General features: G+C 67.2%; 9 protein-coding genes, 1 tRNA gene and 1 pseudogene. 7 read left to right on the forward strand and 4 right to left on the reverse strand.

The genetic code is table 11. The features are described 5' to 3' along the window. Positions 1-114: 114 nt before the first annotated feature. Complete coding sequence (gene radC, locus AC07X4_RS22880) at positions 115-828, reverse strand: RadC family protein (RefSeq protein ID WP_494741421.1); 714 nt, start codon at positions 826-828, stop codon at positions 115-117. Between the two features lie 88 nt (positions 829-916). On the opposite strand from radC, the gene AC07X4_RS22885 reads away from it, so the two are divergent. Together AC07X4_RS22885 and ispH are read left to right on the forward strand one after the other, a co-directional pair. Then, complete coding sequence (locus AC07X4_RS22885; RefSeq protein WP_056060856.1) at positions 917-1,381, forward strand: FKBP-type peptidyl-prolyl cis-trans isomerase; 465 nt, start codon at positions 917-919, stop codon at positions 1,379-1,381. Next, on the forward strand, positions 1,381-2,376 hold the full coding sequence (gene ispH / locus AC07X4_RS22890) for a 4-hydroxy-3-methylbut-2-enyl diphosphate reductase (protein WP_494741422.1): 996 nt from the start codon (positions 1,381-1,383) through the stop codon (positions 2,374-2,376). The genes AC07X4_RS22885 and ispH overlap by 1 nt, the downstream gene beginning before the upstream one ends. Positions 2,377-2,506: 130 nt before the next feature. Here ispH and AC07X4_RS22895 read toward each other — a convergent pair whose 3' ends face one another. Further along, positions 2,507-3,235 carry a CBS domain-containing protein gene (locus tag AC07X4_RS22895; RefSeq protein ID WP_494741423.1) on the reverse strand — a complete coding sequence of 243 codons (729 nt, stop codon included), beginning with the start codon at positions 3,233-3,235 and terminating at the stop codon, positions 2,507-2,509. Positions 3,236-3,403: 168 nt separating this feature from the next. On the opposite strand from AC07X4_RS22895, the gene AC07X4_RS22900 reads away from it, so the two are divergent. The 5 genes from AC07X4_RS22900 (at position 3,404) to mnmH (ending at position 8,209) form a co-directional block, all read left to right on the forward strand. Beyond that, positions 3,404-4,345 carry a threonine/serine dehydratase gene (locus AC07X4_RS22900; RefSeq protein WP_494741424.1) on the forward strand — a complete coding sequence of 314 codons (942 nt, stop codon included), beginning with the start codon at positions 3,404-3,406 and terminating at the stop codon, positions 4,343-4,345. Between the two features lie 32 nt (positions 4,346-4,377). Then, entirely contained in the window at positions 4,378-5,694 is a 1,317-nt protein-coding gene (serS, locus tag AC07X4_RS22905) for a serine--tRNA ligase (protein WP_494741425.1), read from the forward strand. A 33-nt stretch (positions 5,695-5,727) separates the two neighbouring features. Continuing rightward, a tRNA-Ser gene (locus AC07X4_RS22910) sits at positions 5,728-5,817 on the forward strand. Between the two features lie 251 nt (positions 5,818-6,068). Further along, the gene (gene selD, locus AC07X4_RS22915) at positions 6,069-7,121 is read left to right on the forward strand and encodes a selenide, water dikinase SelD (RefSeq protein WP_494741426.1); all 1,053 of its coding nucleotides are present in this window, start codon (positions 6,069-6,071) and stop codon (positions 7,119-7,121) included. Further along, positions 7,121-8,209 (forward strand): tRNA 2-selenouridine(34) synthase MnmH, encoded by a 1,089-nt coding sequence (gene mnmH / locus AC07X4_RS22920; protein ID WP_494741427.1) that lies wholly within the window; start codon positions 7,121-7,123, stop codon positions 8,207-8,209. The genes selD and mnmH overlap by 1 nt, the downstream gene beginning before the upstream one ends. A gap of 18 nt (positions 8,210-8,227) precedes the next feature. Here mnmH and AC07X4_RS22925 read toward each other — a convergent pair whose 3' ends face one another. Both AC07X4_RS22925 and AC07X4_RS22930 read right to left on the reverse strand, forming a co-directional pair. Beyond that, positions 8,228-10,564, reverse strand: a complete 2,337-nt coding sequence (locus AC07X4_RS22925; RefSeq protein ID WP_494741428.1) for a CHASE2 domain-containing protein — start codon at positions 10,562-10,564, stop codon at positions 8,228-8,230. Between the two features lie 103 nt (positions 10,565-10,667). Beyond that, positions 10,668-11,590 (reverse strand): annotated as a pseudogene (locus AC07X4_RS22930) (iron dicitrate transport regulator FecR); the annotation flags it as partial.

An 11,590-nucleotide genomic window follows, 5' to 3' on the forward strand; every position in this document is an offset into this window, starting at 1 on the left:
GTGCGGGAGCGGTGGTTTCCATAGGCGCCGCTTTACCTGGAGCAGCGTACGCAGCACGTGCCAGCGCTGCTTGCAGGGCCGTGGGCGGCTGGGTTGGCGCGGGGGCTGGGGCGGTCACATCAGGCCCTTTGCTGCCATCGACAGCGCCTGGCCCGGCGCCACGATCACATGGTCGAGCACGCGCACGTCCACCAGGGCCAGCGTGGTCTTCAGGGTCTGGGTCAGCGCCTCGTCGGCGCGGCTGGGTTGCACGCTGCCGCTGGGGTGGTTGTGGGCCAGCACCACAGCGGCGGCCTGGTGGTGCAGGGCGCGCAGCACCACCTCGCGCGGGTACACACTGGTCTGCGTGAGCGTGCCGCGAAACAGCTCCTCCAGGGCCAACAGGCGGTTTTGCGCATCGAGAAACAGCACCGCAAACACCTCGTGTCCCTTGGCGGCCAGGTGCAGTTGCAAATAGTGCTTGACGGTATCGGGCGAGTCGAACACCTCGCGTTCGCGCAACTGCTGGGCCAGGGCGCGGCGGGCCAGCTCCAGCACCGCCACCAGTTCGGCGCGTTTGGCGGGGCCCAAGCCCTTGATGCGTTCCAGGTCGGCCGCGCTGGTGTGCAACAGCCCGGCAATGCCGCCAAAGCCGCCGGTGACGGCGCCCGTGTCCGGGTCAATGCCGGGCGGGTCCAGCAGTTCCTGCGCCATCTGCAGCACGCCCTTGCCCACGATGCCCGTGCGCAGCAGGATGGCCAGCAGCTCGGCATCGGCCAGCGCGGCGGGGCCGCGTGCCAGCAGTTTTTCGCGGGGCTGGGCGTCAGCGGGCAGGTCTTTGATGGCCATGGAAGAGGAGGTGGAACGCGCCAGCAGCGGTGGCTGCGGTAGGGGTTTGCCCGGTTTTCTACAATCGCGGCAGTTTATCGGGACTCTCATGACCTCTATTTCCACCTCCCTTCCCACTGTTCAGCCGGGCTCCTTCCTCACGCTGCACTACCGCCTGGCCGGCCCGGCGGGGGATGTGATCAACACTTTTACCGACAAACCCGCCACCCTGTCGCTGGGCACGGGCGAGCTGTCGCCCGCCATGGAGCAGCGCCTGCTGGGCCTGGCCGAGGGCACGCGCACCACCTTCGAGCTGCCTGCGGGCGAGGCCTTTGGCGAGCGCAACCCCGACATGCAGCAGTGGGTGGCGCGCAAGCTGATGAACGAGCTGGGCGACCCCGACGAAAAATACAACGTGGGCGACGTGGTGCAGTTCCCCACGCCCGACGGCCAGGGCAGCTACGCCGGGGCCGTGATGCAGGTGCGTGACGACGGCGCCGTGCTGTTCGACTTCAACCACCCGCTGGCGGGCCAGCCCGTGACTTTTGAAGTGCAGCTGATCGGGATCCTGTGATGCTGGCGCCGAAAGAAATCCTGCTGGCCGAGCCGCGTGGCTTTTGCGCCGGTGTGGACCGCGCCATCGAGATCGTGGAGCGCGCCATCCAGAAGTTTGGCTCCCCCATCTATGTGCGCCACGAAATCGTGCACAACACCTACGTGGTCAACGACCTCAAGGCCAAGGGCGCGATCTTTATCGAAGAGCTGTCGGACGTGCCGCCTGGCGCCACGCTGGTCTTCAGCGCCCACGGCGTGAGCAAGGCCGTGCAGCAAGAGGCCGAGGCGCGTGGCTTCAGCATCTTCGATGCCACCTGCCCGCTGGTGACCAAGGTACACGTCGAAGTAGCCAAGCTCGCCAAAGAGGGCTACGAGTTCATCATGATCGGCCACAAGGGCCACCCCGAGGTGGAGGGCACCATGGGCCAGCTCGACCACGGTATCCATCTGGTGGAAGACGTGGAGGACGTGGCCCGCGTGCAGCCCGCGCAGACCGAGAAGCTGGCGGTGGTCACGCAGACCACGCTGAGTGTGGACGACGCTGCCGAAATCTCTGCCGCCGTGCGGGCGCGCTTTCCGAATGTGCGCGAACCCAAACAGCAGGACATCTGCTACGCCACGCAGAACCGGCAGGACGCCGTCAAGGTGCTGAGCCCGAAGGTGGATGTGGTGATCGTGGTGGGCAGCCCCACCAGCTCCAACAGCAACCGCCTGCGCGAGCTGGCCGCCAAGCTGGGCACCACCGCCTACATGGTGGACAGTGCTGACGAGCTGCAGGGCGATTGGTTCAAGGGCCGTTCGCGCGTGGGGCTCACGGCGGGCGCATCGGCGCCTGAAATCCTGGTGCAGCAGGTCATCGACCGCATCAAGGCGCTGGGCGCTGTGTCGGTCCGCACCATGGCGGGCATCGAGGAAACCATCAAGTTCCCGCTGCCCAAGGGGCTCAAGATCGATGCGGCCACGGGGCTGGAGATTCGGGAGCGCACGCCAGAGACAGGTCCATCGGCCCACTGACGGTGGCGTGAAGGGCAGCCGGTGATCGTGCAAGGGCGCCAACAGGCGCCCTTTTTTATTTACTCCTGAATTGATAGCGGCTGGCGCATATTCTTCTAGCACCAGCGGCCATTTTTATTCAAATATTCCCTTACAGGGGCACGGCGGGCCCGCTCCACAGGTCCAGTGGCGGGTCGGCTGCCACGGCGCGCAGGATGTCGGTGCGCGAGATAAAGCCCGACAGCACGCCCGCCTCGTCCGTCACCGGCAGGCCCGGCAGGCCCGTGTCCAGCAGCACGGCGGCCACGCGGCGCAGCTCGGTGTCGGGGGACACCGTGGGCACCGGGCTCACCATCACCTCGGCCACCGGGCGGCGGGCCAGGTCAATGGCCTGTTTGACGGCGCCGGGCTCGGGCAGCAGGTCCAGTGGCGCCATGTCGGCCCTCAGCAGCAGTCCGATCACACGGCCCAGCGCATCCAATACGGGCGCCTGCGCCACTTTGTGCTCGGCCAGGGTCTGCCAGGCATCGTTCACACGCACGTCGGGCGCCACACTCACGCCGCCGGTGGTCATCACATCGCTCACCTTGGTCAGCGGCTGGCGGGTGCTGGCCTGTGGGCCTTGCTCGGTCTGTGCGTAGGCGCTCATGGCGTCGTGCATGCGCAGGTTGACGATGGCTGCAGGCGCAGCAGCGTTGGTGTCGGCCGCAGTGGGGCGGGGCGGGGCCGTGAAGACGGGCCCTGGCTGGCCATCTTGTGCGTCCATGGCCCGCGTGCGCAGGGCCTGCGGGCGCTGCACGCTGCGCACCGCAGAAATACGTGCCAGGTTTTCGGGGCCACCCCGGTACATCTGGCCTGACGGGCCGAACACAAAGAACATGATTTTTCTCCTGCGCGCAGGCCGGCCAGCGCGGTGGGGTGGGGACTGCTCTGCCCATGTTATCGGCAGTTGTGCGGCGCGCGTGCAGTCAGCGTTGTGTCTGCATGTTGCGGGCAGCCCCTACACTGCCCCCTTCTTTTGACACCATCTGCCATTCGGAGCCCCTGCATGATCGACCGCGCCGCCATTGCCGCTGCCCGCCGCCAACTGGCCACCCAGCCCGACTTTCTGCGCACCACGCCGCTGATGCGCCTGTCCGGCAAGTCCTTGGGCGTGGACTCTGCAGAGGTCTGGCTCAAGCTGGAGCATTTGCAGGTGGGCGGCAGCTTCAAGGCGCGCGGCATGTTGTACCGCCTGCTGGCCAACCCGGTGCCAGAGAGCGGTGTGATCATTGCCTCCGGCGGCAACGCCGGCATTGCCGTGGCGGCGGCCGCCCAGGCCCTGGGAGTGCGCTGCGAGGTCTTTGTGCCCGAGGTCTCGCCCGAGGCCAAACGTGCCCGCCTGCGCGCCCTAGGGGCAGAGGTGGTCATCACCGGCGTCGCATATTCCGAAGCCTTTGAAGCCTGCGTGGCCCGTCAGAAGGCCACGGGTGCGCTGCAGGCCCATGCCTACGACCAGCCCGAAGTGGTAGCGGGTGCGGGCACGCTGGCGCTGGAGATGGAAGAGCAGGGTGGCCGCCTGCCCGACACGGTGCTGGTCAGCGTGGGCGGTGGCGGCCTCATTGGCGGTGTGGCCGCGTGGGTGGATAGTCGCGCCCATGTGGTGGCACTGGAGCCCGAACGCGCGCCCACCCTGCACGCCGCGCGGGCTGCGGGCCAGCCGGTGGATGTGGGTGTGGGCGGCGTGGCTGCCGACTCGCTGGGCGCGAAGCGCATCGGCGCCATTGGCTGGGAGGTGAGCCAGCGCCATGTGCACGACGCGTTGCTGCTGCCCGACGATGCCATCCGCGCTGCCCAGTTGTGGCTGTGGAAGGAGTTGAAACTGGCTGTGGAACCCGCCGCTGCGCTGGGCCTGGCCGCACTGCAAACCGGCGCCTACAAGCCCCAGCCACAAGAAACGGTGGCCCTGATTCTCTGCGGCGCCAACTTTGATCCGGCCAGCCTTGCCTGAGCCGGTGCCGACCACCCCCTTAAAATCCTGCAATGCTTGACATTCTTCTCCTCCGCAAAGACCTCGACACCGCCATCGCGCGGCTGGAAACTCGCAAAAAGCCCCAGGCCTTCCTGGACGTCTCCGTTTTCCAGGCCCTGGAGTCCGAGCGCAAGACGCTGCAGACCCGCACCGAAGAGCTGCAGGCCCAGCGCAACCAGCTGTCCAAGCAGGTCGGCATGCTGATGAGCCGGGGCGACAAGGACGGCGCCGAAGCCGTCAAGGCCCAGGTGGCCGCAGGCAAGGTGGAGCTGGAGCAATCCGCCGCGCGCCTGGAGCAGATCCAATCCGAACTGTTGGCCATGTTGGTGGCCGTGCCCAACTTGCCGCACGAGTCCGTGCCGGTGGGCAGCGACGAAGCTGGCAACGTGGAAGTGCGCCGCTGGGGCGCGCCTGCCAAATTCGATTTCGAGGTGAAAGACCATGTCGATGTCGGCACCCCGCTGGGCCTCGATTTCGATATGGGCGTCAAGCTGTCGGGCTCGCGCTTCACCGTGATGAAGGGGCCTATTGCCCGCCTGCACCGTGCCCTCAGCCAGTTCATGCTGGACGTTCAGACCCAGGAGCATGGCTACACCGAGTGCTACGTGCCCTACGCGGTGAACGCCGATTCCCTCAAGGGCACCGGCCAGCTGCCCAAGTTTGAAGGCGATCTGTTTGCCGCCAAGAAGGGCGGCCAAGATGGCGAGCCTGTGCCGGACAACGCGGCGCTCTACCTCATCCCCACCAGCGAAGTACCGCTGACCAACTTTGTGCGCGACGTGGTGGTGGCCGAGTCCGACCTGCCCATCAAGATCACGGCCCACACGCCATGCTTCCGCTCTGAAGCGGGCAGCTACGGCCGTGACACGCGCGGCATGATCCGCCAGCACCAGTTCGACAAGGTCGAGATGGTGCAGATCGTGCACCCCGACAAGAGCTACGAAGCGCTGGAGGAAATGACCCGCCACGCAGAAGCCGTGCTGCAAAAGCTGGGCCTGCCCTACCGCGTGATGAGCCTGTGCACCGGCGACATGGGCTTTGGCGCCGCCAAGACCTACGACCTGGAAGTGTGGCTGCCCGCGCAGAACACCTACCGCGAGATCAGCTCGGTGAGCAACTGCGAAGCCTTCCAGGCCCGCCGCCTGCAAGCCCGCTTCAAGAATGCCCAAGGCAAGAACGAGCTGCTGCACACCCTGAACGGCTCGGGCCTGGCCGTGGGCCGCACGCTGGTGGCAGTGCTCGAAAACTACCAGCAAGCCGACGGCAGCGTGACGGTGCCCGAGGTGCTGCGCCCCTACCTGGGCGGCACCGCTGTGCTCAAGCCCTGAAAATCTGGCTATAATCGAACGCTTCGACACACAGGAGAGGTGGCAGAGTGGTCGAATGTACCTGACTCGAAATCAGGCGTAGTGGCAACACTACCGTGGGTTCGAATCCCACCCTCTCCGCCAGCATCAAGGCCCTGTAGCTATCTAATCAATAGCACGGGGCCTTTTTCTTTGGGTCCGTTGGAACAATTCAGGCGGCTCGCTGACCCGCTTCGCATGCTGCAGGTGAAGCGGGTCGCAGATTCGCCATGGTGTTCGTATCGCTGTGCGGACGCAGGACGGGTAGGGTATTCGTTGCAATGCATGGCCGCGTTCCGCGCAGCGCCAGAATACGGGTAGCGCGCCCCGCGCCTGACGCCACGAAAGAACCTCGCATGCTTCCTGAGACCCTGACAACATCCCCCATCCGCCTGACCCAGTACAGCCACGGCGCGGGCTGTGGCTGCAAGATCAGTCCCAAGGTGCTGGACGTGATCCTGGCGGGCAGTGGGGCGCAGCACCTGGACCCCAGGCTCTGGGTGGGCAACACCTCGCGGGACGATGCGGCGGTGTATGCCCTGGATGCCGAGCGCGGCGTGGTGTCCACCACCGATTTCTTCATGCCCATCGTGGATGACCCGTACGACTTCGGGCGCATTGCTGCCACCAATGCGATCAGCGACATCTACGCCATGGGGGCTGATCCGCTGATGGCCATTGCCATCCTGGGGTGGCCGGTGAATGTGCTGCCGCCTGAGGTCGCGCGTGAGGTGGTGCGCGGCGGGCGTGCGGTGTGCGATGCGGCAGGTATTCCGCTCGCGGGCGGTCACTCCATCGATGCGCCGGAGCCCATTTTCGGCCTGGCGGTGACGGGCATCGTCGAAAAGCGCCATCTCAAACGTAACGACACGGCTACGGAGGGTTGCCGCCTGTATCTGACCAAGCCCCTTGGGATCGGCATCCTGACCACCGCAGAGAAAAAAGCCAAGCTGCGCCCCCAGGATGTGGGCGTGGCGCGCGACCTGATGTGCACGCTCAACCGGCCAGGGAGCCGATTCGGCCGGCTGGCCGGCGTGCAAGCGATGACGGATGTGACCGGCTTCGGCCTGTTGGGGCATCTGGTCGAAATGGCGGAGGGCAGCGGCTTGAGCGCTGTGATTGACTACGCGGCAGTACCCCGCCTGAAGGGAGTGGACTACTACATGGACCAGGGCTGTGTGCCTGGAGGCACGCTGCGCAACTTTGACAGCTACGGTGCGAAGATTGCGGCCCTGACCGAGGTGCAAAAGCACCTGCTGTGCGACCCTCAGACCAGCGGGGGGCTGCTGGTGGCCGTGAGTCCGGAGGGCGAGGCCGAGTTCCTGCAGGTGGCCGCGGAACTGGGCCTGGCGCTGCAGCCCATCGGCCAGCTCACCCCGCGACAGGCCTTTGCCGTCGAGCTGCGCTGATGCCCGACAACCTGACGGGCTACCGGCACATCTTCCTGAACGATGTGCCCATGATGGACGTGCGCGCGCCGGTGGAGTTTGGGCAGGGCGCGTTTCCTGGGGTTGCCAACCTTCCCCTGATGGACGATGGCGAGCGTCAGCAGGTGGGCACCTGCTACAAGCACAAGGGCCAGGAGGCCGCGATTGCGCTGGGGCACCAGCTGGTGTCTGGCGGCATCAAGCGCCAGCGCATTGAGGCGTGGGCGCAGTTTGCGCAGACGCATCCACAAGGCGTGCTGTATTGCTTTCGTGGCGGGCTGCGCTCGCAGATCGTGCAGCAATGGTTGCTGAACGAAGCGGGCATGGACTACCCCCGGGTGGTGGGGGGCTACAAGTCCATGCGGGGTTTCCTCATCGGCACCACGCAGGCTGCGGCGGCGGAGTGTGGGTTTGTGGTGCTCAGTGGCCTGACCGGCACCGGCAAGACCGAGGTGATTGCGCAACTGGCCAACGGCTTGGACCTGGAAGGCCATGCCAACCACCGTGGCTCCAGTTTTGGTCAGCGCGTGAGCGGCCAGCCGACGCAGATCGATTTTGAGAACCGGCTGGCCATCGACGTGCTGAAGAAACGAGCACGGGGCCATGCGACTTTTGTGCTGGAGGACGAGGGGCGCCATGTGGGCAGCTGCTCGGTGCCCCTGGAGCTGCGGCAGCGGCTGGAGCAGGTGCCCATCGTCTGCCTGGAGGACGCTTTCGATGCCCGTGTGGAGCGCATCTTGCGCGACTATGTGTGGCAGCAGTGCGCAGATTTTGTGGCCGTCCATGGCGAGGTGGCGGGTACCGACCTGTTTGCAGCGCGGTTGCTCGATAGCTTGGGCAAACTCGCCAAGCGCCTTGGGGGCGACCGCTACCAGGCGCTTCGTGGGTCGATGCAGGCAGCGCTGGTACAGCAACGCAATCAGGGTGACCTGTCTCTGCACCGCGGCTGGATTGCTGCACTCATGCGCGACTATTACGACCCGATGTATGCCTACCAGCGGCAAAGCCGGGCTGATCGCATCGTTTTCCAGGGCGACCACCGGGCGGTGCTCGATTTTCTGCAGTCGTAGTCAGCCCCTCGCCGCTAGCTATTGCTCGTCGTCGTCCGGCGGCGCATCCAGCCGCTGCGGCAGCACCAGCCGGAACTCGGCCCCCCGCCCTACGTCGCTGTCCACCTCCAGCGCACCGCCGTGGCGCAGCACGACGGTCTGCACCAGTGCCAGGCCCAGACCGACCCCTGCGATGGCCGGGTGGCTGTGGTCGTGCAACCGCTGGTAGGGCGTGAACAGACGGCCTTGCTGCTCGGGGGCAATGCCCGGGCCCTGGTCCCGTACCGACACCACCCAGTGCGTACCCCGCGCCACGATGGCGCACTGCACCGTGCCGCCATCGGGGCTGAACTTGATGGCGTTGTGGATCACGTTGGTCAGCGCGCGGGACAGCAGGGCGCGGTCGCCCAGGCAGGGCGCAGTGTCTGGGGTGGACACCGTGCGCACGTCCACGTTGCGGTCGCGGGCCAGGGTCCAGAGGTCGTCGGTGGTTTCGGATAGCAGGGCGGCCAGGTCCAGCGGCGCCATGCGGTATTCCTGCGTCTGCGCGCTGGCCAGTTGCACAAAACTTTCGGCCATGCCCAGCGAAGCCTGTGCATAACGTTCGATGCGCTCCAGCAACTCGTGGTCCGACAGGCGGCCGGGGTAGGCACGCTGCATCTCCAGCAGCGTCAGGATGGACGCGTTGGGCGCGCGGATGTCGTGCGAGATGAAGTGCATCGCCTGGTCGCGTTGTTGCAGCGCACGGCGCATCTCGGTCAGGTCCACCAGGGTCAGCAGCCAGCCTGCATTGGCCAGATTGGTGAAAGGCTTGCACTGCACCAGCAGACTGCGGCCCCGGGCGTCGGTGCCCTCGGTCTGTTCTGGCAAGGCAGCATGCTGCAAGGCTGCCTGGGTAACGATCGGCTCTTGAGTCCCTGTCTGCACCAGGTCGGCCAGCAGGTCCACCACGGACAGGCCCTGCAAGGAGGGCTGGGCGGGCCCACCCAGGTGTTGGCGGGCCGCCTGGTTGGCCAGCAGGATTTCACCGTCGGGGGCGCAGACGATGGTGGGTGAGGGCAACTGCTGCAGGCTTTCGCTCACGAACTGGTGCAGGTCACGCAGCTGGCGGGATGCGCGCTCCACGGCGTTGATGCGGCGCTCCAGAAAGTCGGCGGAGTCTCCGGGCCGTCTGCGCAACCGCATGGCCAGGCCTTGGCGCTGAAGGTTCTCCATCTCCAGCCGCAGAAAGTGCGCAGCCGCGCTCAGGCGCCGCCAGCTCCACAGCGGGTAGGCCAGCGCCAGGCCCAGCAAGGCGGCGGCCGGAGCGAACTGCAGACCTGCCCACCAGGGCAGGGCCATGCTCAGCAGCAAGGTGGCCAGGGCCAGCCCGGCGCTGGTCAGCAAGGCGGCCAGGGGGCCGATGAGCAGCAAGGCCACCAGCGCACAGGCCACAGGCACCAGGTTGAAGGCGATGTTCAAGGCCTGCGGTGCGCGCACGATGTGTTCGCCGGCCAGGCGGGCATCCAGCACATGGGCAACCACCTCCACGCCCGGCATCAGGCGCGACTGCTGGCTGACGGGCGTAGCAAACATGTCGCCCAGCCCCGAGGCTGCAGCGCCGACCAGCACGTACTTGCCCTCCAGTGCTCCGGCTGGCACCTGGCCACGCAGCACATCAATGTAGGAGTAGGTGGTGAAGGGCGATGGCCCGGCGGCGTAGGCGATGAGCGTGGGGTCATTGCGTTGCCAGGGGCCGGTATCCGATGCGCTGGCGGGCGAGGGCGCGCAGGCGGCCACAGATTGACGGTCTGCCACGCACTGCAGCGCCATGCTGAAGTGGTGCCAGGGGGCGGCTGCCGGGCCTTCCTGCAGGTACAGGCTGCGCACCACGCCATCGCTGTCGGGCGCCACATGCACATGGCCCAGGCCTGCGGCAGCCTCGGCAAAGGCGGGCCAGGGCAGGTCGGTCTGGTTGCTGACCGGGCCATAGCCGCGTCGCAGCACGGGCAGCACCACACGGGCGCTGCGCCGGATGGCGTCGGTGAGCAGCAGGTCGTCCTCGGGATAGTCCAGGTCGGCTTCGTTGAACAGCACGTCCATGCCGATGGCACGGGGGTTCTGGGTGGTCAGGCGCGAGATCAGCTCGGCATGCAGCGCCCGGCGCCAGGGCCAGCGGCCGATGGCGGCAATGCTGGCGTCGTTGATGGCCACGATCGCGATGTCGGGGTGTGCGGGCCGCGAGACCAGTCGCATGCCTGCATCCTGCACTAGGTGGTTGACGCGGCTCAGGCTATCCGCGGTGCTGAGCCAGGCCACCAGCGCCATCAGCGCGCAGGCCAGCAGCGCCCATTCCAGGCGGCGTCGGCGGCGGCGCAGGTGGGCGATGGTCAGCATGAAAGGGGTGCTGGGATGCGGGGCGTGTGCTCAGCGCATGCCAGGGCCGCTGCGCGCGCTGGTGCGACCCGCACGGCTGGGCTGGACGGGCTCCATGCCCCGCTCAAGGGCGCCCCACGGGCGTGCCGCTGCTGGTGGACACCGGCAAACCCGCACCGGTGCGGATGCCAGTGCCCACGCGGATCTTGCGCGGGGGGGAGAAATCGCTCTCCAGCCCGCTGGCATCCAGCACCTGGATGCGCACCAGGTACTCGCCGGCAGCGAGGTTGCTGGCCGTCCAGGTCGGGGCGTCGAGCACGGTGTCCTCTGCGATCTTGGCAAAGTCCAGATCGGTAGCCACAGTGCGCTGCAGCCGGAAGCGCTGGCCCGCCTGGGCAGGCCAGTGCAGGCGCACGGTCGGGTCTCCGTCCTCCGCCTGCAGAGCTTGCAGGGACAAGGCGGTCGGCCGGTCGGCCACCGTGAAAGGCTGTGGCGGTGCAAACGGCCCCTGGTCTGCTTGCCCGTCGGGCAGTGCCAGCAGGCTGGCGATGCGCCAGAAGTAGCTGCCTGCGGGCAGCGCCCCCAGGGGCAGGCGGCATTCGGTCAGGCGCTGCTCGTCGCGCAGGGGCTGGCTGAACTGGGCGTCGGCGGCCACCTGCACGCGGTACCAGCGCACGCCTGGGACTTCCGTGCAGCGCAGCTCGGCCGCGCCACTGGGTACGACGGCGCCGGGCGCAGGGTGCTGGTACAGCGGTGCGACCGGGCGTGTTTTGACGGTGAACGGCTGCACGGCGGGCAGGCCCGCGATGTCTGCATCGTCCAGTGCCCGAACGGCCAGGTAGTAGCGGCCATCGTCCAGCGCCTTCCAGCGCAGACGGCCGTCGGGGAAGCTGCCATGGCGCAGCACCTGGGTGAACGCCGGGTCCTGCGCTACCTGTGCCACATACCGGGTGGCCCCGGAGGCCATGGGCAGGTCGATGGCCAGCAGTCCCGCATCGCCCAGTGTGGTGGGCATGCCGGAGGTATCGGGGGCGGGCAGCAAAGGGC

It is taken from the genome of Acidovorax sp. GW460-11-11-14-LB4, from assembly GCF_059423685.1.

Coding starts and splice junctions, on each gene's coding strand:
- selD (WP_494741426.1), top strand. CDS start 6,069: ATGCTTCCTGAGACCCTGACAACATCCCCCATCCGCCTGACCCAGTAC.
- AC07X4_RS22885 (WP_056060856.1), top strand. CDS start 917: ATGACCTCTATTTCCACCTCCCTTCCCACTGTTCAGCCGGGCTCCTTC.
- AC07X4_RS22925 (WP_494741428.1), bottom strand. CDS start 10,564: ATGCTGACCATCGCCCACCTGCGCCGCCGCCGACGCCGCCTGGAATGG.
- AC07X4_RS22895 (WP_494741423.1), bottom strand. CDS start 3,235: ATGTTCTTTGTGTTCGGCCCGTCAGGCCAGATGTACCGGGGTGGCCCC.
- AC07X4_RS22900 (WP_494741424.1), top strand. CDS start 3,404: ATGATCGACCGCGCCGCCATTGCCGCTGCCCGCCGCCAACTGGCCACC.
- radC (WP_494741421.1), bottom strand. CDS start 828: ATGGCCATCAAAGACCTGCCCGCTGACGCCCAGCCCCGCGAAAAACTG.
- ispH (WP_494741422.1), top strand. CDS start 1,381: ATGCTGGCGCCGAAAGAAATCCTGCTGGCCGAGCCGCGTGGCTTTTGC.
- mnmH (WP_494741427.1), top strand. CDS start 7,121: ATGCCCGACAACCTGACGGGCTACCGGCACATCTTCCTGAACGATGTG.
- serS (WP_494741425.1), top strand. CDS start 4,378: ATGCTTGACATTCTTCTCCTCCGCAAAGACCTCGACACCGCCATCGCG.